Genomic DNA, 23,358 nt, shown 5'->3' with positions numbered 1-23,358 from the left:
GGAACTCAGACGATGAGGACGGCGATGATGTTGACGTTGTTGTCGGCCGCCGGCGCCACGCCACCGGCGACGGTCTCCAGTTCGGCCTCGGTCAGCTCGTTGAGGTCGACCAGCGGCACCTCGGGCACGTGCAGCACGTGCCGGCCGGGCGTACCGGACCAGTCGGCGACGATCTGCTCCTTGGTGTAGAGCGTGGCGGGCTGGGCGCGGTCGACCTCGACGGTGGCGCCGGGGGCGACCGGCAGGCCGGCCGCCGTCGCGTAGCCGGTCGGGTCGGCGAGGAGCCGCTGCAGTTCCTCGTCGCTGCGCCACACCGCGGTGACCAGTTCCGAGTACTTGGTCACGAATCTCGCGCCGTATTCCTGCTCGTCGTTGCTCATCGTTCGGTCCTTTCCTGGGGCTGCGGGCCGGGCGGTTAATTGCTGTGGCGAGAACGCTAGGAAGATCGAGGTTCGGCAATCAAGGATTTCCGCTGACTGCCATCAGAATCTGCCGCGCCGACCGGCGGGCGGCAGACATCGGTGTCAGGTGCAGCAGCACGGGCAGCAGCACGCGCAGCTGGAGTCCAGGCCGGCGACGACGCTGTCCAGCTCGTCCTCGGCCAGCTCCGCCTCGGCCACCGGCAGCAGCGAGGGCACGAAGAGCACGAAGGCGCCGCTGGACTCCGCCAGCTCCCACGACTTGACCTGCACCTCGAGGTCCGGATCGGCGTCGGCGACGTCCCGGACCACCCGGACCTGCACCTCTTCGGGCAGGTGAAGGCCGTAGCCGGCGAGGAACCCCCGCGGGTCCCGGTCGAGCGCCTGCTCCTTGGCCGGGTCGGCCCAGACGTCGGCGACCAGCCGGCTGTACGCGGCCACGAAGACCGCTCGATCGACATTTGTCACACCCCTGCTCCCTTCGACGGTCGGCCGCCCACGACGACACCGGGGGCGGCGACAGGCAGCGCGGGAGGGTCCGGGCCGCCGGTTCCGATTCATCGTGGGCCACCGGCCGTTCCGGCCCGCCCGACGAGTGGGAATTTCATCGAATGCGGCCGCGACAGGTCCGCGCCGCGGCGAAAGCCGGGTAATGGAAATCAACGGCGTGACGCGGATTGGCGATTCTAATGATTGTCATCAGTGTGAACAAGTAGTAATTCCTCGCCTGTCACCCGCGCGGCGCCCGCACCTACGCTGCGATCGTCGGATCGCCCACCGTGACAGCGGTCCGGCGGCTGCCGTGTTCCGTCACCGAGTGCTGCCGGAGGCCACCGTGACCATCGACGAGGTGACGACGACACCCGGCGGCCCGGCCGGGTACAGCGTGGACGAACTCGCCCGCAAGGTCGGCATGTCGCCGCGCAACATCCGCGCCCACCAGGCCCGGCGGCTGCTGCCCCCACCGGTTCGGCACGGCCGGGCCGCGCTCTACGACGACTCCCACGTCCGCCGGCTGGACGCGATCCTCGCCCTGCAGCGGCAGGGCTTCAACCTGGTCTCGATCGAGGCCATGCTCGGGGTCCGGGCCGGTGACGAGGCGCCGGACGGGCTGACCGCGATGCTGCAGCGCCTGGCCGCCGACCGTCCCGCGCTGGCCCATGCGCTGACCCGGCACGGCGTGATCGGACGGGCCGACGACGGCACCGTCCGCACCTCCCGGCCACGTCCGCTGCGCGCCGCCCTGGACCTGCATCGGGTACGGGTGGGCACGGTGCCGGCGTTGCAGACCCTCAGCGAGGTGCTGGACAGCCTCCGGCCGGTCGCCGACGATCTGGTCGCCGCCGTCACCGCCCGGCTGCTGGCCCTCGCGCCGGAGCTGGTGCGCAGCGGCAACCGATCGTCCTGGGCCGACCTCGACCGGGAGACCCTGCTGTTGACCCAGGGCGTGGTCGGCGTGCTCACCGAGGCGTTCCGGCTGGCCGTGGAGAACCAGGCCGAGGCGCACGTCGCGGAACTGCTGGAGAACCACCTCGGCACGGACGTGTGCGTGGAGGACGGCGCGGTCATCGACAACGGCTGACCGGGCCTCAGCCCGTCGCGGGCTGCCCGTCCGGCTGCCGGCTCTCCACCACGGCGTCGGACCGTTCCGGCTGGTCCACGAGTTGCCGTCGCGCCAGCCGGTGGAACAGCCCGTCGGGCTGGTCCATCAACTCGTCGTAGGTGCCCCGCTGGACGATCCGCCCCGCTTCGAGCACCACGATGGTGTCCGCCGCGCGGACCGTGGACAGCCGGTGGGCGATCACCAGCCGGGTCGCGGCCAGGTCCGCGGTGCTCCTGGTGACCACCTCCTGGGTCCGGTTGTCCAGCGCGCTCGTCGCCTCGTCGAGGAAGATGATCCGGGGCCGGGGAGCCAGCGCGCGGGCGATCAGCACCCGCTGACGCTGCCCGACGGAGAGCGTCCCGCCGCCGAACGGCACCATGGTGCTCATCCCCATCGGCAGCGCCTCCAGGTCGTCCGCGAGGCCGGCCATCCGCGCCGCCTCCCAGACCTGGTCCAGCGGGAAGCTGCCGGCGCCGCAGATGTTGTCCCGCACCGAGCCGGCGAAGAGCTGGCCGTCCTGCAGGACCACCCCGCACTGCCGGCGGACCGCGTGCACGTCGAGTTCGGCGAGGTCCTGGCCGTCGTAGAGCACCGCGCCCTGCTGCTGGCGTTCGAAACCGAGCAGCAACCGGAGCAGTGTGGACTTCCCGCAGCCGCTCGGCCCGACGATGGCGACGAACTCACCCGGGCGCACGTGCAGGTCGATGTCGACGAGCACCGGCGGCTCGTCCGGCTGGTAGGCGAAGGTGACCCGGTGCAGTGCGACCTCACCGCGCAGCTCGCCCGGGTCCACCCGGTCCGGCCGGGCCTCGGGGTCGGCGCGCAGGATGTCCCGCAGGCCGCCCAGGCGGGGCACCGCCGCGATCACTTCGACCCCGGCCGACACCAGCACGAGCAGCGCGCCGAGCAGCATCGCGAAGCTGACGTTGAGGACGAAGAAGTCGGCCGGCGTGACCCGGCCGGCGAGCGGTCCCATCAGCACGGCGAACAGGACCAGTTGACCGGCGACCGGCAGCACCGTGGCGAACGCGACCAGGCCCGCCTGGCTCTGCCGGACCCGTTGCAGCGCCGCCCGGGCCACCGCGGCCACCTCCGACCAGCGGGCGTGCGCCCGGGCCTCGGCGGCCGCCACCTTGATCTTGACGATTCCCCCGAGCAACTGGTTGGTCATCGCCGCCGCCCGGTGCTCGGCCGGAAGCGCGATCCGTTGCCGGCGGACGATCAGGACGGCGAACGCGCCGAAGGCCAGCATGGTGACGGCGACGATCCCCGCCCCCCACAGCCCGAGCACGGGCTCGACCACCAGGAGCAGGCCGAGGGTCACCGCGACGGTCGCGGCCGCGGAGACGAGCTGCGGCAGCAGCGCGCTCAGCGCCTCGCCGACGAACGAGATCCCCAACATCGAGTTGGCGATCTCACCACTGCTGCGACCGGTGAAGAACCGGGCGGGCAGCCGCATGAGCCGGTCCCAGAGCGCCAGATGCGCGCCGGACTGCAACCGGCCCTCCAACCGCAGCAACCGCAGGTTCTGCACCACGCCGACCAGTCCCGCGACCACAGCGGCGCTGAGCATCAGCGCGAGGAAACCGAACAGGCCGTCCACCTCGCCCTGCCGGGCCAACTGGCCCAGTACCTCGCCGGTGGCCAGCGGCACGCCCAGGCCCAGCAGCGCCACGCAGGCGGCGGAGATGAGCAGCCCGCGCACGTCGCGGGCCGCACCGACGAGCCCGGCCCGCAGCAGGTGGCGCATCCGGGCGGCCTGCGGCAGCGGCGCCTGCACCTGGGTCGCCTCGGCGGCGAACGTCGCGGCGACCGTCGCGTCGATCGGCCCGTACGCCCGGGTCTCCGGGTCGACGTGGTGGTAGCGGCCCCGGCGGAACACCAGCGGCACCGCGACGGCCCGGGACGGGTCGTCGCCGGTCCGCCACCCCACGAGCGGCCCCAGGTCCCGCCGCCACCACCGGTCCGGAAGCCGCACCTCGCGCAGGAACAGGCTGGACGCCCGGGACACCGCACGCACCGCCACCCGGTCGTCAAGTGGCGCGCCGCTGCGGTCGGCCGGCTCGTTGACCGGGCTGCCCATCCCCTCGGTGACCACCCGGACCACCGAGGCCGCCCGCCCGTACCTGTCGAAGCCGGCCTCGGTGTCCGGAACCGGGAGCGCACCGCCCGCGCCGATCACCCCGAGCGACCGGCGGGCCGCCGCGGCGAGCACCTCGGCGTCGATCTGCCGGCGCCGCTCCACGCCGCTCAGCAGGGCCGCGTCGGCCTCCTCGACGCGGGTCTCCACCATCCGCAGCAGCCGCACCACGTGCTGGTCGACCGCCGACCGGAGCTGACCGCTGACCAGCAGGTCCCAGCTGCCGTGGCTCTCCACCGCGCACGGCGACTCGGCCACCACCCAGTCCCGCTCGGCGACCAGCAACAGCTCCCGCTCCCCCGACATCTCCGCCGGACCGCCGTCGTTGCGGCGCAACTGCCCGCCGGCGCTGCGCAGCCACCAGGCACCGCCGGTGGAGACGAGGGCGCTCCCCTGCGCCAGCGACACGATCTCGCGCCCGCTCAGGGTGGACGCCTCCCGGGGCGCCTGCCCGCGGCGCAGCGCGTCGGCGACGGCCACCAGCACCAGGTCCACCGCCGCGACCAGCTCCGCCGCGGCGCGCCGCGCCCGCGGCGACACCTCCTCGTCCGCCGGGAGGCCGGGCCGTACCTGCCGCTCCAGCAGCGACAGGTGGGGCCGGGACAGCCCGCGCAGGTCCGTGCCGGGCAGCGGCACCAGGATCAGCTGCCACACACCGATCGCGGTGGACGTCGGCACCAGGCCACCCGCCGGCAGCCGGGCCACGTGGTGCCGGCGCGACGGGTTCGTCCCGGCCCGGCGCACCGCGAACAGGTCGGCCTCGCCGCCGGTCACCAGCCAGCCCGCCACCGTGTCGTCGAGCCGGCAGACCTGGCGTACGCCGTCGGCGCAGAAGCCGATCAGATTGCCGGGCGAGGGATTCTCCACCGCGCCGCTCATCAGCGTCTCCTCGGGTCGTCGTGGTCAGTGGTCCCGGACCAGGCGCGCGTACGCGCCGTCGCGGGCGACCAGTTGCTCGTGGGTGCCGCGCTCCACCTCCCGGCCGCCGTCCAGCACGACGATCAGGTCGCAGTCGCGGACCGTGGACAGGCGGTGGGCCACGATCAGGCAGGTCGCCCCCCGCCGCCGCAGGTGCCTGTCGATCTGGCGTTCGGTCTCGGCGTCCAGCGCGCTGGTCGCCTCGTCGAGCACGAGAACCCGGGGATTGCGGACGAGCGCGCGGGCGATCTCGAGCCGCTGCCGCTGCCCGCCGGAGAAGTTGCGGGCGTTCTCCCGTACCGGGCTGGCCAGGCCGCCCGGCCGGGCCGCCACCTCGTCGTAGAGGCAGGCGTCGGTCAGCGCGGTGACGACGTCCTCGTCCGCGACGGTGAGGTCCCACATGGTGACGTTGTCGCGCACCGTGCCCTCGAACAGCCGCTGGTCCTGGTCCACCATGGCCACCGTGGCCGCCCAGAGGCCGTCGTCGGTCCCCGGCCGTTCGAGGCCGTCCACGGTGACCCGCCCGGTCCACGGGCGGTAGAGCCCGGCCACCAGCCGGCCCACTGTCGACTTGCCGCTGCCCGACCGCCCGACGAGCGCCACCCGGGCACCCGGCGGCAGGTCCAGGCTGAAGTTCTCCAGCAGCGGCCGGCCCAGCGGGTTGTAGCCGAAGGTGACGTCCTCGATGCGCAGGTGCCCCTCCATCGGCGCCAACGGCCCGGCGGGCCGGTCCCCGGCCGACGGCAGCGGGTACCGCTCCACGTCCCGCAGCCGGTTGAGGTCGGCGCTCATGTCCTGCAGCCGCGAGCCCAGCGCGGTCAGGTTGCCCAACGGCCGGTTCATCGCGGCGGCCAGGCTCTGCATGCCGACCAGCACGCCGACGCTCATCGCCTCCGCCACCACCTGCCGGCTGCCCAGTCCCAGCAGCACGGCGGTGGTCCCGGAGGCGAGGAACGCGGGCAGGACGGAGAGCACAGCGGTGGGCACCCCCAGCCGCTGCTGGCGGGTGGCGACTGTGGCGTGGCGCGCCGCGAACCGGGCCACGGCGCGTTCCTCCTCGCCGCCGGCCTTCACCGTCTCGATCATCTGGACCGTGGTGTAGACGGTGGTCACCAGCTTGCTGCGGTCCGCCTGGAGCCCGGCGACGGCTGTCGACCGGGTCGAGGCGACGTAACGCAGCACGCTCACGTTCAGCCCGGCGAGGACCGCCGCGCAGAGTCCGAGCAGCAGGTCGTACTGGCAGAGCAGCGCCCCGTACGCCAGCACCAGGCCGGTGTCCACCACCGTGGTGGCCGCGCGGCGGGTGAGCACCTCGGCGACCACCTCGTTGCCCCGGACCCGCTGGCTGAGGTCGGCGGCCTGCCGCTGGTCGAAGAAGGCCGGCGGCAGCCGCAGCAGATGTCGGAAGAACCGGGCCGCGCTGCTCAGGGCGAGCGCCGTCTCCGCGCGTACGGTCAGGCGTTGCTGGAGCAGGCCGGCCAGGAAGGTCAGCACGGTGGCCACCGCCACCGCCGCCACCAGGCCGGCGAACGCGGCCCGGTCCTCCTGGAGCAGCACCCGGTCGACGAAGACCTTCGCCATCACCGGGATGGTCAAGCCGACCACGGCGATCAGCAGGCCGAGCAGCAGCATCTGCGCGATCGCCGAGCCCGGGCCGCGCCACCGTTCGGCCAGCGCCCGCACCAGCCGGTAGCGGGTGCCGCCCGGCCGGAACTCCGGGCCGGGCTCCATGGTGAGCGCGATGCCGGTGAAGGCGCCGTCGAACTCCTCCCAGCTCACCGCGCGGGGGCCGGTGGCCGGATCGTTTATGAAGACCTTGCGGCCGAGCCCCTCCAGCACCACGAAGTGCTCGAACCGCCAGAACAGCACCGCCGGAAGCGCCACCGTGGCCAGGCCGGCCAGGTCCATCTGGAAGCCCTTCGCCACCATCCCGTACCGGCGGGCGCCCCGGAGCACAGTGGCCGCTGTGGAGCCGTCCCGGCTCACCCCGCACACCCGGCGCAGCTCCTCCAGGGGTACGTGCCGGCCGTGGTGGGCGAGCAGGATGCCGAGCGCGGCGGCGCCGCACTCCACCGCCTCCATCTGGATCAGGGTGGGCGTACGGACCCGTCGACGCCGGATGCGGGGAGGCTCCGGCGTTCCGGTGGCGGCGGTCGGGGGCGCGCTCATCGTCCCAGCAACCAGTCGATCGGGTGTTCCTGGTCCACGGTGAACCAGGCGGTGACCTCGCTGGCCGAGTTGAGCTGGAACGGCGGCGGGGACTTGGTCCAGCGCAGGCCACCCGGGGCCGCCGGGTCGGGCTCCAGGGTGACTGTCACCCGGACCACGCTGCCCCGGGCGAGCAGCCGCCGGACGTCCGGCCCGGTGCCCAGGAAGGCGCGCAGCGAGGCCTCGGTCTCCGGGAAGGCGCCGATGGTGGTCACCCGGCCGGCCAGGGTGCCGAACACGTTGCGGGGCGCCGCCGCGGCGGCCACCTCGACGGGTACGCCCGGTTGCAGCAGGGGCGCGGCGACGGCGGGAGCGTAGACGACGGCCTGCAACGCGTCCCCGGCGGCGTCGAGCCGTTCCAGGTCGGCCAGGTGCGTGCCGGGGGTGACGATCTCGCCCTCCGAGACCAGCCAGGCCACGACGTACGCGTCACCCGGCGCGTTCTCCACCCGCACCTTGCCGTCCATGGTGCGCAGGCTGTAGAGGGGCGTGCCCTTCGTGACCCGCTGGTGCGGCGACGCCCACACCTTGGTGACCTGGCCGCTGTCGAGCGCGTCGAGGGCGGAGATCCCGTTGGAGTGGATCAGCACCCCGGCGGCCTCGACGGTCCGGGGCACCACGGTGCGCACCGACCAGACCCCGGCGGCCACCACGACGATGACCAGCGCCACGGTGGCCAGCCAGTTCGGCACCGTGGTCAGCCGGACCGCGCGGTCGAGCTGCTCGGGCGCCTCCAGCTGACGCAGCGCCTGCCGCCGGAACTTCACGGCCGGGCCCCCGTGTCGGCGGGACGGCGGGAGCCGAGCAGGAAGTCGGCCACGCTCGGTTCGACGAGCGGATCGAGCCCGGACAACTCGGCGAAAGCCTGGGAGTCCCCGGCGCCGAGGGCGCACGGCGCCAGCCCCATGGCGGTGGCGACGAGGTACATCTGCTGGGTCAGCACACCCGCGTCCTTGAGAATCATGGCGTAGCTCATCCCTTCGTACTTCCACATCAGCCGCTGGACCCGGGCGGTGACCACCAGGACCGTCTGCGGCGGCCGGGGCATGGCGCCGGCCGCCCGGGCGTACGCCAGCAGCCGGTCGGCGGCCGCGCCCCAGCCGGCGACCGGCTCCAGCCGGTGCCCGACGCCGTCGTAGTGGTAGAGCCCGGGGTCGAGCCCGGCGCAGCGTGCGACAAGCGGATAGATCTCCAGCTCGTAGACACCGCCGCCGCCCGGGTAGGGCCGGTGGCCCACCTCCTGTCCACCGGCCTCGCCGACGACTGTGGTGTGCTGCGACCGGTACAGGAACTCGGCCAGCCGTTCCAGGGGCAGCGGCGCCGTGTCGTCGTGTTCGCGCACGCTGCGCCGGTCCGCGACGACCTGACTGAACGCGGGATCCGCCTTGGCGATCGTCGCCAGGTCGGGCAGCGGCAGCTCGACCGCCCGGCCCCCGTCGTACGGGCGGCGCAGCGGCTGCGGCGCGAAGCGTTCCCGCATCCGGTAGGTGCCGCCCACCGGCAGCGCGTGCCGGCCGGCCCGGGAGCGGTGGTGCAGCCGCAGCTCCTCCGGCGACCAGTAGGCGAGCGGCGCGTCGTCGTGCTCCGCCTCGTACTCGGCGTCGGTGACCAGGATCCGGGCGGTGGCCAGCTCGTCGAGCACCCGCCCGGCGGCCTCCGGCGGCACGCCGAGCATGCGGGCCACCGTGTCGGGTCCGAGGCCCGGCACGGCGGCGGCCAGCACCGCGCCGACGGCGGCGTCGGCGCAACCGACGGTGAGGGTGCTCAGCGACGACGCGGCCACCAGCATCCCCCGATCGTGCTGGAGGGTGGCGAAGCGGGAGAGCCGGTAGCGGACCCCCGGGGTGTGCGGGCGGCTCTCCGGCAGGCTGCCCCGGCCCAGCCCGGTGGGCACGAGGTCGAGCAGCGCCCGGTCGTCGACCTGGACGCGGCGCTCCAGCCAGGAGTGGGCGAGCAGCCGGCGCAGCAGCAACTGCGCCGGCAGCACCCGGCTCTCCCCCTCCAGGCCGCTGATCAGCCGGCCGACCTCGACGTCGCCGACCCAGTCGGCGGCGAGGCGCAGCAGCAGCGCCCGCCGGCCCATGCCGGGTCGCTCCAGGGTGAGCCGGAAGCGGGTCTGCCGCAGCAGCAGCGAGCCGTCCTCACCGAGTCGCAGCTCCGCGTCACGGCGCAGCCGGTACGACTCCTGGACCGGAGGACCGCCGCCGGCGCCGTTCACGACGACCGCCGCCGACCGGTCGGGTCCGCCACTGTGGTCATCCCCCACCATCCCTTCCACGTTCACCGGCGGGCCGGGAGCGCCGGCTAGAAGAACACGTTCAGCGGGTTGGCCGACGTCTCGTCGGCGGCCAGCGGGTCCCGGCCGAGGCGGCCCGGCACGTCCCACAGCCGACCGGGGCCGAGCCGGCGCCAGAAGTGCCGCAGGCCCGGCACGACGACCTTCACCACGGCCAGGTCGACGTCCGGGCGGGACTGGTCGACGACGATCACCTCCAGGCCGGCCCGCTCCGCCCGGCGTACGCACCGGCGCACGTCGTCGCCCACGTCGCCGGTGGTCAGCGTCGGGTGGTCGGCGGCGGTGCGCGGCGGCCGGGTCGGATCCGGGGACAGCCACTGCTGGTCGGCGACCCGCACCGTGCCGAACCAGCGCGCGGTGTCCGGGTCGTCGCCGCCGTACCGGTTGCGCTCGGAGGTGGGTCCGGGCACGGCGGGCAGGAACTGGTTCACCTCGGTGAGCGCCCGGGTCAGCGCGACCCGCGCGTCCAGGTGCGCGCCGAAGCCGACCAGGACGTCCTCCGTCCCGCCGTCGGCCCGCCGGGACACCGCGGCGAACGTGGGTACGCCGAGGTCGGCGGTCAGATCGAGGGCCCACAGCTCGCGGCTCAGGGCGGTGGCGTGGTGGTCGACGCAGGCAGTGGTCCACGGGTCGGCGAACGAGGCGAGGTCCACGCCGGGCATCCGGGAGCGGTGGTACCACCACAGGGCGACGCTGTCCCGCTCCACGAGTTCGCAGAAGCCCTGCAGGATCGCCTCGGACAGGTTGCCGCCGGCCGCGCAGCCGTTCGAGTCGGCCGAGCACACCCCCAGCCCGGTCAGCTCCGGGTGGCCGTACCAGCAGTACGCGGCGGGCAGCTCGCGCGGCGTCTGCCGGGTCAGCGACCAGCCCGTCGTCCAGTCCAGCTCCACGTCGTCGGGCAACGGGCGGGGAACGCGGTGCAGATGGCCGAGGTCGCGGTTGAGCCGGTCCCGGTCGGCGTACTGGCGGTCCGAGAACAGCAGCAGCTCGCGCAGGTGCACCGCGCGGTCCGGACCGAGCTGCCGGTAGGTCGCCCGGTGCACCGGTCGGTCGCCACGCCACACCCCGCAGTAGCGCTCCACCGCCTCCCCGATAGCGCTCATCCGGGCCTGGAGGTCGGTCCGGCCCTTGCCGCCGCTCTGCCCGCGCAGGTTGCGGCGCAGCCCGGCGAGCTCGCGGGGCTGGGCGAAGTTGTGCCCGGCGGAGTAGGTGTGGGTGACGCCGTTGTCGGTCGCCTCCAGCGGGGTCAGCCGGCTCACCACGCCCAGGTACCGGCTGACGTGGTGGGCGAGTGCCGCGTACGTCTCGGCGGGTTCCCGGGTACGGGAGTCTCCGGCCCGGCTGGGCTGGGCGCCGCTCGGTGGCAGGTCGATCCGGGGCTCGGCCTTGCGGACGAGGTCCGGGTCGCCGCACGCGGGGCACTGCGGTTGGCGTACGAGCTGGTGGCTCTCCGTGCTCAGGTCCCGGGTGTCCAGGGCCACCATCCGGCCGGTGAGGCGGGGCGACGTACCCCGCACGGCGAGCACGGCGAGTTCGGCGGCGAGCAGGCCGGCGGCGGTGGTGGCCAGTCCGGGCAGGACCGCCCGTCCGGGCTGCGGCAGCGGACCGGCCAGGTCCTGCCCGCCGAGGAACGCGTTCACCTGCTCGTTCTCCTGCCAGCGTTGCCGCAGGCAGGCCCAGCAGCCGGTACGGCCCGGCACCAGGTGCGGGCCGAGGAAGACGACGTTGCCGTGCGGCCGGGCCAGGGTCCAGGCGCGACCGGCGGCCAGGTGGCGGTCGTTCATCGACGCCAGCCGGGGGTCGAGCATCGACGACGGCAGCACCAGCACCTGGGCGTCGTCCGGGCCGGGGTCCGGTCCGTCCGGCCCGACCACTGTCACGGCGAGTCCGAGGGCGCGCAGCGCGTCGGCGGTCTCGGCCACCCGGGGCGCCCCGAGGTCCACGACGGTGACCGGGCCACCGGCCATCCACCGCCGCCCCGCCTCGGGCGGGACGCCCCGGGCGTCCCAGCCGGCGGCCTCGGCCGGCGAGGTGTGCGCCGGGCCGGACGTGAGCAGGCCGTGGTCACGCAGCCGGGCGAGGGCGGTGGCGACGGCGGCGACCGGGTGCCGGGTGGCCAGCCGGGCCACCACGTCGGCCAGCGGCGCGGCGCCGTCGAGCTGGTCGGCCAGGTCCGCGGCGACCGGATCGTCGACGAGCAGGCTGCGGGTCTCCCCCAGCACCACGAGCGGGCCGTCGGGCAGCCGCACCGGCACGTAGTCCGATCGGAAGCGCGGACGCCACATGGTTCCTCCCGAGCCTGGTGGCCGGGCCGCGGGTACCACCGGCCCCGCCGGCGATCACGGCTGCTGTCATCGTCGCGGTCCGCGGCCTCCGATCCCGAGTGATGCCACCGGTTTCTGCCGTCGGCGGGTCGGTGCGCGGTCAGCCGGCGGTGACCGTCAACGCGGTGTCGTTGAGTCCCAGCACCGACGTGCCGGTGGTCTGCTCCGGTACGAGCAGCAGGAATGTCTCCACCCGGTTGACCCGGATGGATTTTCCGCTCACCGCCGTGCGATGACCGGTGGCGATCAGGTCCGGGCTCTGCGGCACCATCCGGACGGTGGCCGGACCGCCGGGCGCCGGGCGCAGCGTGTCGGTGGCGTGGACGGTCAGGAAGGTCAGCGTGCCGGTCGGCGTCGTGACCGCGCAGTCCGACCACTCCGCCCGGTCCAGGGTTCGCCGGACCTCCGCGCCGACGCCGGCGAGTTGCTGCCCGTAGACCTCCCAGCCGCCGGCGAACTGGCCGTCGAGCAGCGGGCTGGACGCGATCAGGGACCGGTTGCCGGTGGTCGACCCGATGCTGCGGGCGAACACCTCGGCGGCGAGCGCCCGGCGGCTGGTCTCGTCCAGGGCGGTGCCGCCCTCGGTGGCCGGCCGGCCGTCGATGCTCCGGGCGGCCACCAGCGCAGGCTGGGTGACCTGGACGTTGTGGCTGAGCTTCCACTGGCCGTCCGTGCCGAGCACGAACTGGCTGACGTCGGTGGGGGCCAGCTCTGAGCCGGCCAGCTTGAGGGTGGCCGTGACGAGGAAGCACGCCGGGTCGCCGGGGGGCACCGCGAACGCCGGGTTGATGTGCTGGAACGACGGTTGCGCCTGCTGGTTGTAGGCGGCCCGGCGGACCGCGGCGACGCTGAGGTCCAGCGAGGGCGGAACCTCCTGGGTCCGCAGCGTCTCGATGTCGCCGGCCACCGAGGCGGCCGAGTCGGCCTGGTCGAAGGCGGTGAGCACCAGCGCGGCCCGGTCCCGGCCGAAGCCGGCCGAGCCCTCGGGCGCGGGGGTGGCCGCGTCCACCGGTTCGCCGCCACAGCCGGTCAGCATCAGCAGCGCCGCAGCGGCGGCGGCGAGCGGCATCGCCGGCACCGGCGCGGCGAGGGTACGCGGGCTCCTGACGGATCTTCTGCCCAGCATCTCGTCCTCCATCCACAGCCGGTGCGCGGGAATCGCGCCCGATGCAGTCGAGTATGTGAGCGACCGTCGGCCCGGGCCGGTGGCGGCGCGGCCTCGTGCTACCCGGTCCGCGGGCGTTGCACGGAACGATGTCATCCGGCCCGGACAGCGGTCACCGATCGGTGTCGTCGAGCCGGGCGACCCAGGCGACCAGGCCCGACCGGGACGCGACGCCCGCTTTGCGGTAGATCCGGGTCAGGTGCGCTTCCACCGTGCGCGGGCTGATGTTGAGCTGCCGCCCGATCAGCCGGCTGGTGACTCCGGTCGTCGCCAGCCGCGCGATGTGCCATTCCCGGTCGGTCAGCGCGGCGGCCTCGCGCGGGCCGACCGGACGCGCCAGTCGCAGGGCGACCCGTTCCGTACCGCACCACCCGGCCAGTTCCAGCGCCCGGCGGCGGGCCCGCGCCGCCGGGCCGGGCTGGTCCGCGGCTTCGGCCGCCCGGGCCAGGGAGGCCAGCGCGAGGCTGCGCCGCAGCGCCATGCCGCCGGAGCGGAACAGGTCGGCAGCGGCCTCCAGGTGGAGCTGCGCCGCCGGGACCTCGCCGCGGGCGAGCAGCACCTCGCCGTACGCCGACTCGGCGAAGCCCCGCTGCCCCGGCAGGCCCACCTGCTCCGCCTCGGCCATCGCCTGCCGGGCCTGCCGCTCGGCGTCGTCCACCTCGCCCGCGGCGAGCGCGGCGGCGCAGAGCAGCTCGTGCCACATCGGACGGAGGGTGGTCTGGAGGCGGCTGAGCCGGCTGTCGCCGCCGGCCGAGCGCACCAGTTCGGCACAGGTCGCCGGATCACCGGCCAGCAGCGCCGCCGTCGCCAGCGCGGTCGCGGCGGTACGACCGCACCAGGTGGCGGGGTCGGTGGCGATTCCGACGGCGCTGCGGGCCAGCGCCACCGCCCGGTCGTCGTCCCGAGGACCGCCACGCCAGGCGGTCGCCTCCGCCTCGAACGCCAGGGCGAAGCTCAGCAGGTGGCGGCTGCCGATGCGCCGGGCGACGATGCCGGCCTCGGTGGCCAGTCCGATGGCCGTGCTCAGCCGGCCGGCGTGGTACGCCACCTCGGTGCGCGCGAGCAGAAGCTGACACAATCCGTCGTCGCGGTGCGAGGCGCGGACGAGCGTCAGCCCGCGGTCGAGGTGCCGCACCGCGTCGGCCTGCCGTTCGAGGTACAGCTCGGTCAGGCCGAGCGCGGTGAGGCAGTCGGGGTGGTCCCGCAGGTCCCGGTCCGGCAGCGAGTCGACGATCCGGGCGCCGGCGTCGAGCAGCCCACGGGCGTCGTCGAGCGCGCCGTCGTGCACGGCGGCCAGGCCGCGTACGGCCAGGAGGCCGGCCCGGTCCACGCCCGGGCCGCCGGGATCCGCGGTGAGCGCGTCGGGCAGCCCGGCCACGGGGCGGCCGGCCAGGATGCCGGCGACGCCGATCTCGGTGGCGAGCCGGTAGCCGCCGGTGGGCCCGGTGCCGGCCGGCAGCGCGGCCAGCTCGCGCCGGCTGATCGCCACCGCCTCCGCGTAGTTGCCGAGCAGGCGTTCCACGCGCGCCCACAGGGCTACCGCCTGGGCCCGTCGTCCCTCCGGGTCGGCGGGGAACAGCGGCACGATCTCCTGGAGCAGTGCCCGGCTCTCGGCCAGGTCGCCCGCCTCGCCGGTGACCTGGGCCAGCGCGAGTGACACGTCGCGGCGACGTTGGGCTTCACCGGCCGTCGGCCGCAGCGCCCGCAACGCCAGCCGCAGCCAGCGGATGGCCAGGTCCGGTGTCTCGCGCCGGATCTCCTGGGCGGCCCGGGAGAGCACGTCGACGCAACGTCCGGCCCAGCGGCCGTTCGGCAGGGCAAGCAGGCGCTCGGCGTAGCGGGCCCGGTCCGCGGCTGGCGCGCCCAGGTCGACGAGCGCGGTGAGCGCTCGCGCGCAGGCGTCCACCCGCCACGCCGGGTCGGTGTCCTGGGCGACCGCCATCCGCAGCACCGGGTGCCGGAAGGCGAAGCGTCCGGTGCCGGGGACGCGGCGGATCAGGTCGAGCCGGGCCAACCGCCAGCCGGCCGCGACCGCCAGTGCCGCCGGCACCTGCGCGACCTCGGCCAGCAGGTCCGGGGCGAAGGGCGCATCCACTATCGCTCCGGCTCGCAGGCAGGCCAGTTCGACGGACGGCAGGCCGGCCCACTCGCGGCGCAGCACGGCCACCGCCGCGTCGGGCAGCCGAACACCAGGCGCCTCCCGGAGCGGGTCGGCGGCGGCCGGAGCGGGGCCGGCCGGGAGCGCCGCCAGGTAACCGGGGTTGCCGCCGGTCAGGTCGTACCGGGCTCGCAGCTCCGCCTGGTCGACGTGGGGGTGCAGGAGCGCGACCTCGGCGAGGCCGAGCGGGCGGAGTTCGATCCGGTCGCGGGACGTCGGTTCCGGATCGGCGTTCTCGTCGGATTCCGGTGGGCCGAACGGCATCGGGGTCGCCATCTGGCGCGGGCGGTAGACGAGCACGAGCAGCAGCGGCGCGGGCACCGGATACCTCAGGAGGTGGGCGATCAGGCCGGTGGAGGGGGCGTCCGCCCAGTGCAGGTCGTCGAGGACCAGCACCAGTCCGTCCCGGGCGGCCAGGCCGATCAGCCGGCGGGCCGCCTGGTAGGTCCGGAACCGCCGGGCGTCCGACGCCGGTGGCACCGCGCCCGCGGGCTCCGCCCAGGTCGGTGCGGGTCGCCCGGCACGCAGTCCGCGGCGGGGTGGCTGGCCCTTCGTGAGGGCGTGCCGGAACACATGGAAGGGAACTCCTCGCTCGTCCGGCGCGCACGTCCCGACGGCCCACGGGACCGTGGGGGCGCATCGTTCCAGGGCCTCGCGGACGAAGCGGGTCTTGCCGATGCCCGGCTCTCCGACCACTTCGCAGACCATCTGCCGGCCGTGGCCGAGCGCGGCGGCCTGGGCTTTTCCGATACGCGCCAACTGTGCTCCCCGCCCGACGAAGCACGGGCCCGTTGGCGCATTTTCCAGCCCAGGTGTCATCACGCAGATCAGACGCTTTCCGGCACTCCATAGGGGATGGTCGCACTATACCGGCGGAGCATCGGGAGATGTCGAAGATCTCGAATGCGGCAGGCCTTTGTTTCACCGGATGTCGGAACGCCGATTCTTTCCGACATCGCACCACAACCCACAGAAAGGGACTGGTCACCACAATGGCGGAACGATGCCGACATCACTACGATTACGTGCGGCCGCGCGAACCACCCGAAGCGGTCAAATCTCTACTCAACCGTCGGCCGGCATTGTCACTTCCGCCAATCTTTGAAGGCGGATTAGAAATGGCGACCGGAAACGGATGCCGCGCCGTCGAGCCGCGCGCGACAGCGCCGGCCTCGGAACCCCGCCACCCGGAAGATCCACTTCCGGGTACCCCCGATGCATAGATCCTTCACCGTCGCATCGATAGTCGTAGACAACTTTCACCACCGTCGATAGCCTCCATTCAGTGACACATGTCGATAAGGAGGCTCCATGCGACGGCTCATGCTCTCCTGCGCCCTGGCGGCCATCGGCGCCTGGGCAACAGCCCCGGCACCCGCGACCGCCGCTCCCCGCCCGGCACCCGGCCCCGTCGCCGACGCCGTGACCGTGAAGCTTCTCGGCTCGGCCGACGCCGCCGCCCGTACGGCGGACGCGCAGCAGGCCCGGATCAGCGTCACCCGCTCGAACGGGCGGTGGGCCTTCGGCACCGCGGTGCTGCCGGCGGACCGGTCCGCCGACGCGCACCCCACCGGCTCGGTCTTCCTCGCCCGGGCCGACGCCCGGGGCTGGACCGTCGCGTTCGACGGGGAGGCCGCGTTCGGTGACCTGGCCGCCACGTCGCCGCTGGTGAGCGAGACCGAGAAGGCCGTCTTCACCACGCCCGTCACACCGACGTACGCGGGCAGCGACTTCCGTACCGGCATGGCGCTGCCGTTCGCGGTCGGGCAGACGTGGACGCTCACCTCCGGGCCGCACGGCTGGGGCGGCGCCGCCGCGCCGTGGAGTTCGGTCGACCTCGCCGGCGGCGACCAGGTCGTCCGCGCCGCGCGGGCCGGCACCGCGTACACGATGTGCACCGGCTGGATCCGGGTCATCCACGACCGGGGCTACTCGACGGACTACTACCACCTGTGGAACAGCATCTCCGTCAACGGCGCGGGCGTCGCCCAGGGCGCGTTCCTGGGCAACACCGGCACCGATGTCACCTGCGGCGGCTCCGCCACCGGCCGGCACGTGCACTTCGGACTGCGACAGAACTCGGCGTACGTCCCGATCGCCGGGCACGGCATCGGCAAGTGGGACTTCGTCAGCGGCGCGGCGGCGTACCAGGGCGGCGCCCGGCACGGGTCCGCCTACGTCGGCGCGGGCGGCGGCGTCTACAACTACGGCGCGCTCGGCTTCAACCAGGGAGTCGTCGACGCCAACGGCGGCGGCACGCTGACCCGGCGCTCCGGACCGGGCACCGGGTACGGCGTCCTCGGGTCGGTCGCCGACGGCGCCACCGTCACCGTCTCCTGCTCCGCCAACGGCACCTCGCACACCGGCCGCTACGGCACCACGGCGCTGTGGGACCGGCTCAGCGACGGCAGCTGGGTGTCCGACGCCTACCTCTCCACCGGTGTCAACGGGCCGGTAAACGGCTGGTGCTGACCCTGCGCGTGGATCATGGCACTGCTACCTTCCGGACGCATGGACGACTCCCCTCGCTGGTACCGCCCGGCCCCCGACGTGCTGCTCCTGGTCGGCAGCGCCACCGCGCTGCTCGGCTACCTGGTCCCGTGGTTCCGCGCCAGCCGCATGCACCAGTGGTCGTACTCGGGCTGGGCCTATCTGGAGACCGAGGGCGGCTGGACCTGGCTGGTCGTGGTGGCCCTGGCGATTGCCGTCCTGGCCGGCCTCTGGGCCGGGCGGAGCGTGGCGTGCGCCAAGCTCTCGGTCGGCGCGGCGGTGGCCGGGATGTTCCTCGCCGGCGCGGTGGTCGCGGTGAGCCTGGGCGCGCTGCCCGAGCGCGACAGCATCAACTGGGTCGGTGAGCTGCCGTTCGAGATGGGGATGCCGCTCATGGCGGTCGGATTCGGGACCGTCGTCGCCGGGGCGCTGGGCACCGTACGCCGCCCGGTGCGGGAGTGACGCGACGTCACGCCGCCGGCAGGTCCACCACCCGGGTGGCCCAGCGGGCCATGAGCGCCGGGTCGTGGGTGATGACCAGGACCCCGGCGCCCTGCCGGCGCTGGTAGTCGCCGATGACGGCGGCGACGTGCGCCTGGGTGGAGGCGTCGAGCATCGCGGTGGCCTCGTCGCAGAGCAGGTAGTCCGGCCGGTGCACCAGGGCGCGGGCGAGGCAGGCGCGCTGCAGCTGCCCGTCGCTGACCGCGTGCGGGCGGCGGGTCAGCAGGTCGGTTGTCAGCCCGACCAGGTCGGCCAGTTCCGCCGTACGGGCGGCGGCCTGCTCGCGCGGCGTGCCGGTGGCACGTAGCGGCTCGGCGACGATGTCGGCGAGGCTGAGCCGCGGGTCGGTGGCGGCGCGCGGGCTCTGGAACAGGATCGCGACACGCGTGCGGACGGAGGCGGGCAGCCGGTGCCGGGTGCCCGGGACGGGACTCCCGTCGAGCGTGAGGTGCCCGCTGTCCGGTGCGTGCAGCAGGGCGAGGACGCGGGCGAGTGTGGACTTGCCGCTGCCAGACGGTCCACGTAGCCCGACCGTCTCGCCGGGGGCGATGCGCAGGTCGACCCGGTCGAGGACGCGCTGCCGGCCGTACGCGACGGAGACCTGGTGCGCGGCGAGCCCGGCGGCCGGCGCGGCGCCCGGGGCGACGGCGTCGGTGGCGTCCGGAACCGTGACCGTCATGCCGGTACCTCCTCGCGCAGCGGATGGTGGCAGGCGACCCGGCCCGCGCCCTCGGCGTCGAGGCGGGGCACTGTCGCGCAGGTGTCGGTGGCGCGGGCGCAACGCGGGGCGAAGGCGCAGCCGCCGGGCAGGTCGGTGAGCGCCGGCGGGTGGCCGGGTACCGGCACGAACGCGCGGTCGGGCAGCGCGTCGAGCAGCCCGGCGGTGTACGGGTGGGCCGGGGCGTCGAACAGCGCCCCGGCCGGGCGGTGTTCGACGATGCGGCTGGCGTACATCACGGCCACGGTGTCCGCGACGCGGCGCGCGGCGGCCAGGTCGTGCGTGATGAGCAGGACGGCCGCGCCGGTGTCGCAGCGGCGGCGCAGCAGGTCCAGCGTGTGGTCGACGAGCGGCCGGTCCAGGCCGGTGGTGGGTTCGTCGGCGAGCAGCACCGGCGGGTCGGGTGCGAGCGCCAGCGCGGTGGCGAGCCGCTGGGCCATGCCGCCGGACAGTTCGTGCGGGTACCGGTCCAGATCGGCCGGGTCGAGGCCGACGTCGGCGGCGATCCGGTCGGCGGCGGCCGGCGCGTCGCGGCGGGCGTGCCCGTGCGCGCGCAGCGTCTCCTCCAGCAGCTTCCGCCCGGTCCGCACCGGGGTGAGCGCGGTGGCGGGACTCTGCGGGACCAGCCCGACGCCCCGGCCGCGTACGTGCCGGGCGAGGTGCCGCTCCCCCGCGCCGATCAGGTCGACCTCGTCGCGTCCCGGCGCGCGCAGGCGGGCGTGCCCGGTGACTGCGGCGTTGCGCGGCAGCAGGCCGAGCAGGGCGTGCGCGAGGACGGACTTGCCGCACCCGGACTCGCCGACCACCGCCAGCAGCTCGCCGGGCCGCAGCGTGAGGCTGAGATCGGTGACGGCGTGCACGAGCGCGTCACGCAGCCGGAAGCGGACGGTCAGCCCGTCGACGGTCAGCAGCGCCGGGGCGGTCACAGCTGCAGCTCCGCCCGTACGCGCGGGTCGAGGCGGTCGCGCCACCGGCCGGTGAGCACGGCGAGCGCCAGCGTGGCCGCCACGAGCAGGAGGCCGGGGACGATGCTGGCCCACCAGGCGCCGGTGAGCAGCGACCGCTGCCCGTCGTTGATCATGTTGCCGATCGAGGCGAGGTGCGGCGGCAGGCCGAGGCCGAGGAAGGACAGCGCGGTCTCGTGCCAGACGGCGTGCGGCACCATCAGCGTGGTCGCCAGCGCCAGGCGCGGCAGCACGTGCGGCAGCAGGTGCCGGGTGAGCACCCGGGCCCGGTTCGCGCCGCCGGAGATGGCGGCGTCCACGAACGGCCGGTTGCGCAGGCTGAGCAGCTCGGAGCGGACGATCCGGGCGGTGGACAGCCAGTGCGTCAGCGCGATGGACGCGATCACCGCGCCCAGGCTGGGGCGCAGCATCGCCACGATGAAGATGCCCAGCAGCAGGTGCGGCAGCGCGGCGACGGTGTCCACGACGCGCATGAGCGCCCGGTCGACCCAGCCGCCGACGCTGCCGGCGAGCGCGCCGACCAGCCCGCCGATGACCGCGGCGACGAGCGCCGCGACCGCGCCGACAAGCAGCGAGACGCGCAGGCCGTAGAGGCTGCGCAACGCCACGTCGCGGCCGAGGTCGTCGGTGCCGGCCAGGTTGTCGGCCGACGGCGCGAGCCGGGTACGGGAGAGGTCGACGGCGCTCTGGTCCAGCGGCCACAGGACCGGGGCGAGCAGCGCGGCGGCCACCACACCGGCGAGCACCACGACGGCGACAGTCGTGCCCACGCTGCCGGGGCGGCGCAGGCGCCGGACGCGCGCGGGGAGGGCGAGGTCAGTCATCGAGGCGTACCCGGGGGTCGGCGGCGGCGTAGGCGAGGTCGGTGAGCAGGTTCGCGGTCAGCACCACGACGGCGGTGGCCAGGGTGGTGGCCGCGAGCAGCGGGAAGTCGGCGCCCAGCGCCGCCTCGACGGTGACCGCGCCGAGGCCGGGCAGCGAGAACACGGTCTCCACCAGGACCGCGCCGCCGACGAGTTCGGGCAGGTGCGTGCCGACCAGGGTGAGGAACGGAAGCAACGCGGTACGCAGCGCGTGTCCGAACAGGACGACCCGGCCGGGCAGTCCCCGGGCGCGGGCGGCCAGGACGTGGTCGTCGCGCAGGCTCTCGGCGACCGCGTCACGGACGAACAGGACGAACCACGGGGCCTGGGAGATCGCCAGCACCGTCACCGGCAGCACCAGGTGCCGGGCCACGTCGGCCGGGTCGGTGCTCGTGGCGGTGATGTCGGTGAGCCCGCCGGCGGGCAGCCAGCCGAGGCTGAGCGCGAACACGGCGATCGCTGCGAGGCCGATCCAGAACACCGGCATGGACTGCACGGCGTACGCGACGGCGCGCAGCGCCCGGTCGAACCAGCCGCCACGCCGGTACGCGGCCAGCGTGCCCAGCAGCACGCTCGCCACCAGCACCAGGGCCAGCGCGGTGCCGACGAGCAGCAGCGTCCATCCGGCCCGGGAGGCCAGCACCGAGGTGACCGGCTCGTGCCGGCTCGTCGACCAGCCCAGGTCGCCGCGCAGCAGGTTGCCGACCCAGCGGGCGTACTGCACCGGCAGCGGGTCGTCGACACCCCAGTTGGCGCGGATCTGCGCCAGGTTCTCCTCGCTGGTGGTGAACGCCGCCGCGCCCGCGTACTGCTGGGCCGGGTCGATCGGGGAGGCGGCGCCGAGGGCGAACATGCCCATGCTGGTGGCGGCCAGCACCGGCACGGCGACCAGCAGCCGCCGCCGGACCACTGTGCCCGCCCCGGCCAGCCGCCGCCGGCCGGTCACGATTCCTTCGTCCAGGTGTGTACGTTCCACCAGATGCTGTTGGCGACGTCGTGCTCGTGCGGCTCGACCCGCGGCGTCACTCCGGTCACGGCGTCCTTCAGCACGTAGGTGTGCTGGAGGTAGGTGAGGAACACCCACGGCACGTCGGCGGCGAGCTGCTTCTGGAACGTGGCGTACGCGGCCTTGCGGGCGGCCGGGTCGGCGTTGTCCCGGCCGGCCTGCAACGCGGCGTCGGTGACCGCCGAGCGGTACGAGCCGGGGTTGAAGAAGCCCTGCCCGGCGAAGGCCGAGCTGAACAGCTTGTAGGAGACGAAGTCCGGATCGTACGGCGTGCCGTAGCCCATGATCAGCGCGTCGCGCTTCATCCGCGGCGTGATCGCGTCCCAGGTCAGGCCCTCCGGAGTGACAGTGATCCCGACCTTCTTCGCGTCGGCGGTGACGGCCAGTGCGAGTTCCTTGCGCAGGCTGTCGGTGGCCGGGTACAGGATCGTGAACGCGGCCTGCCGCCCGTCCTTGACCCGGATGCCGTCCGGGCCGGGCTTCCACCCGGCGGCGTCCAGCTCCGCCGTGGCGGCGGCGACGTCGGCGCCGGGCTTGCCGGCGATCGTCGGCTCGGCGTACTCCGACGTGGGCGGCACCGGCCCGAACGCGGGCTCCCCCGCGCCGCCGAGCACGCCGGTCACCATGGCCTGCCGGTCCACCGCGACGTTCAGCGCCTTCCGGATCGCGGGGTCGCCGGTGACCGGGTTGCCCATCGGCAGCATGACGCCCCGGTAGTCGGCGGTCGGCACCTTGTGCACCCGGTAGCCGTCGCGGCTCTCGAAGCCGGAGGCGAGCTTCGGCGCAAGCTCCGCCGCGTCGAACTCGCCGGCCCGCATCCGCTGGGCGCGGACGTTGTCGTCGGCGACGAACGCCACCACCACGCCCGAGTTCGCCGGTTTGCCGTCCCAGTACGTCTCGTTCGCCGCGAGCACGAGCCGGTCACCCGGGGTCCAGGAGGTGAACCGGTACGGGCCGGTGCCGACCGGCTTGCGGTTGAAGGCCGCCTTGTTGATGTCCTGCCCGGCGAACGCCTTCGCCGGGACGATCCCCAGCGCCAGCCGTTGCAGGAACGGCGCGTACGCGTACTTCAGCGTGAACACGACCGTCGCCGGGCCGGGCGCGGTGACGGAGGCGAGCATGTCCAGATCGGACCGCAGCGTGGAGTCGACGGCCGGGTCGAGCACCGCCTGGTAGGTGAACACCACGTCCTGTGCGGTCAGCGGGCTGCCGTCGTGGAACAGCACGCCTTCGCGCAGCTTCGCGGTGACTGTCTTCCCGTCCGCCGAGACGGTGGGCAGCTCGCGGGCCAGGGCGGGCACCAGGTCGTTGCGGGCGTCCCGGGCGACCAGCCCGTCGAAGATCAGCGACGCGCCGTCGACGCCGTAGTTGAGCACCGGGTTGAGCGTGTCCGGCTCGCCCGCGGTGGCGACCACGAGCGTGCCGGAGTTGCCCGGGCCGCCGGTCGACGCCGTGGGTGACGAGCAGCCGGCGGCGACGAGCAGGGCGGCGGCGAGCACCGCTGCCACGCGTACGGGCTTGGGTCTGATCGCCACCGGCAACCCCTCGAACACTCGTCTGCGGATGGCAGCCGGGCGGGCGCTC

At 74.5% G+C, this 23,358-nt stretch carries 17 protein-coding genes; 3 read left to right on the top strand and 14 right to left on the bottom strand.

Features of this window, described 5'->3' with window-relative positions:
- Positions 1-5: 5 nt before the first annotated feature.
- On the bottom strand, positions 6-380 hold the full coding sequence (locus HA073_RS04800; protein ID WP_043327003.1) for a hypothetical protein: 375 nt from the start codon (positions 378-380) through the stop codon (positions 6-8).
- 144 nt (positions 381-524) lie between these two features.
- A complete protein-coding gene (locus HA073_RS04795) occupies positions 525-887 on the bottom strand; it encodes a hypothetical protein (protein ID WP_124778775.1) in 363 nt (120 codons plus the stop codon).
- A 334-nt stretch (positions 888-1,221) separates the two neighbouring features.
- Here HA073_RS04795 and HA073_RS04790 point away from each other — a divergent pair, with 334 nt between their 5' ends.
- The gene (locus HA073_RS04790; protein ID WP_158629852.1) at positions 1,222-2,001 is read left to right on the top strand and encodes a MerR family transcriptional regulator; all 780 of its coding nucleotides are present in this window, start codon (positions 1,222-1,224) and stop codon (positions 1,999-2,001) included.
- A 7-nt stretch (positions 2,002-2,008) separates the two neighbouring features.
- Here HA073_RS04790 and HA073_RS30305 read toward each other — a convergent pair whose 3' ends face one another.
- The 7 genes from HA073_RS30305 to HA073_RS04755 form a co-directional block, all read right to left on the bottom strand.
- Positions 2,009-5,041, bottom strand: coding sequence for an ATP-binding cassette domain-containing protein (locus tag HA073_RS30305; protein WP_205796072.1), 3,033 nt, complete (start codon positions 5,039-5,041; stop codon positions 2,009-2,011).
- 24 nt (positions 5,042-5,065) lie between these two features.
- Positions 5,066-7,249, bottom strand: a complete 2,184-nt coding sequence (locus HA073_RS04780; RefSeq protein ID WP_051611255.1) for an NHLP family bacteriocin export ABC transporter peptidase/permease/ATPase subunit — start codon at positions 7,247-7,249, stop codon at positions 5,066-5,068.
- Positions 7,246-8,055: an HlyD family efflux transporter periplasmic adaptor subunit gene (locus HA073_RS04775; RefSeq protein ID WP_104115851.1), complete on the bottom strand. Its 810-nt coding sequence runs from the start codon at positions 8,053-8,055 to the stop codon at positions 7,246-7,248. Before HA073_RS04775 ends, HA073_RS04780 begins: the two co-directional genes overlap by 4 nt.
- Positions 8,052-9,557, bottom strand: a complete 1,506-nt coding sequence (locus HA073_RS04770) for a SagB family peptide dehydrogenase (protein WP_166455769.1) — start codon at positions 9,555-9,557, stop codon at positions 8,052-8,054. Before HA073_RS04770 ends, HA073_RS04775 begins: the two co-directional genes overlap by 4 nt.
- 35 nt (positions 9,558-9,592) lie before the next feature.
- Positions 9,593-11,869: a TOMM precursor leader peptide-binding protein gene (locus tag HA073_RS04765; RefSeq protein WP_140946145.1), complete on the bottom strand. Its 2,277-nt coding sequence runs from the start codon at positions 11,867-11,869 to the stop codon at positions 9,593-9,595.
- Between the two features lie 139 nt (positions 11,870-12,008).
- A complete protein-coding gene (locus tag HA073_RS04760; RefSeq protein ID WP_166455768.1) occupies positions 12,009-13,034 on the bottom strand; it encodes a hypothetical protein in 1,026 nt (341 codons plus the stop codon).
- Between the two features lie 151 nt (positions 13,035-13,185).
- Positions 13,186-16,050: a LuxR family transcriptional regulator gene (locus tag HA073_RS04755; RefSeq protein WP_255481348.1), complete on the bottom strand. Its 2,865-nt coding sequence runs from the start codon at positions 16,048-16,050 to the stop codon at positions 13,186-13,188.
- Between the two features lie 492 nt (positions 16,051-16,542).
- On the opposite strand from HA073_RS04755, the gene HA073_RS04750 reads away from it, so the two are divergent.
- Both HA073_RS04750 and HA073_RS04745 read left to right on the top strand, forming a co-directional pair.
- On the top strand, positions 16,543-17,703 hold the full coding sequence (locus tag HA073_RS04750) for a peptidoglycan DD-metalloendopeptidase family protein (protein ID WP_166455766.1): 1,161 nt from the start codon (positions 16,543-16,545) through the stop codon (positions 17,701-17,703).
- A gap of 39 nt (positions 17,704-17,742) precedes the next feature.
- Positions 17,743-18,183, top strand: coding sequence for a hypothetical protein (locus HA073_RS04745; RefSeq protein ID WP_064448587.1), 441 nt, complete (start codon positions 17,743-17,745; stop codon positions 18,181-18,183).
- Positions 18,184-18,190: 7 nt separating this feature from the next.
- Here the strand turns inward: HA073_RS04745 and HA073_RS04740 are convergent, their stop codons facing one another.
- From HA073_RS04740 to HA073_RS04720, 5 genes are read right to left on the bottom strand one after another with little or no spacing between them, the layout of a single operon-like run.
- Entirely contained in the window at positions 18,191-18,901 is a 711-nt protein-coding gene (locus HA073_RS04740) for an ABC transporter ATP-binding protein (RefSeq protein WP_166455765.1), read from the bottom strand.
- Complete coding sequence (locus tag HA073_RS04735; RefSeq protein WP_166455764.1) at positions 18,898-19,866, bottom strand: ABC transporter ATP-binding protein; 969 nt, start codon at positions 19,864-19,866, stop codon at positions 18,898-18,900. Before HA073_RS04735 ends, HA073_RS04740 begins: the two co-directional genes overlap by 4 nt.
- Positions 19,863-20,729 (bottom strand): ABC transporter permease, encoded by an 867-nt coding sequence (locus tag HA073_RS04730; RefSeq protein WP_166455763.1) that lies wholly within the window; start codon positions 20,727-20,729, stop codon positions 19,863-19,865. Before HA073_RS04730 ends, HA073_RS04735 begins: the two co-directional genes overlap by 4 nt.
- Positions 20,722-21,714 carry an ABC transporter permease gene (locus HA073_RS04725; RefSeq protein WP_043327026.1) on the bottom strand — a complete coding sequence of 331 codons (993 nt, stop codon included), beginning with the start codon at positions 21,712-21,714 and terminating at the stop codon, positions 20,722-20,724. Before HA073_RS04725 ends, HA073_RS04730 begins: the two co-directional genes overlap by 8 nt.
- Positions 21,711-23,309 (bottom strand): ABC transporter substrate-binding protein, encoded by a 1,599-nt coding sequence (locus HA073_RS04720; protein WP_166455762.1) that lies wholly within the window; start codon positions 23,307-23,309, stop codon positions 21,711-21,713. Before HA073_RS04720 ends, HA073_RS04725 begins: the two co-directional genes overlap by 4 nt.
- Positions 23,310-23,358: the final 49 nt, after the last annotated feature.

This window comes from Micromonospora sp. CMU55-4, assembly GCF_011602315.1.
Taxonomy (GTDB): domain Bacteria; phylum Actinomycetota; class Actinomycetes; order Mycobacteriales; family Micromonosporaceae; genus Micromonospora; species Micromonospora chalcea.
This window is presented reverse-complemented; position numbering and strand designations above follow the sequence as displayed.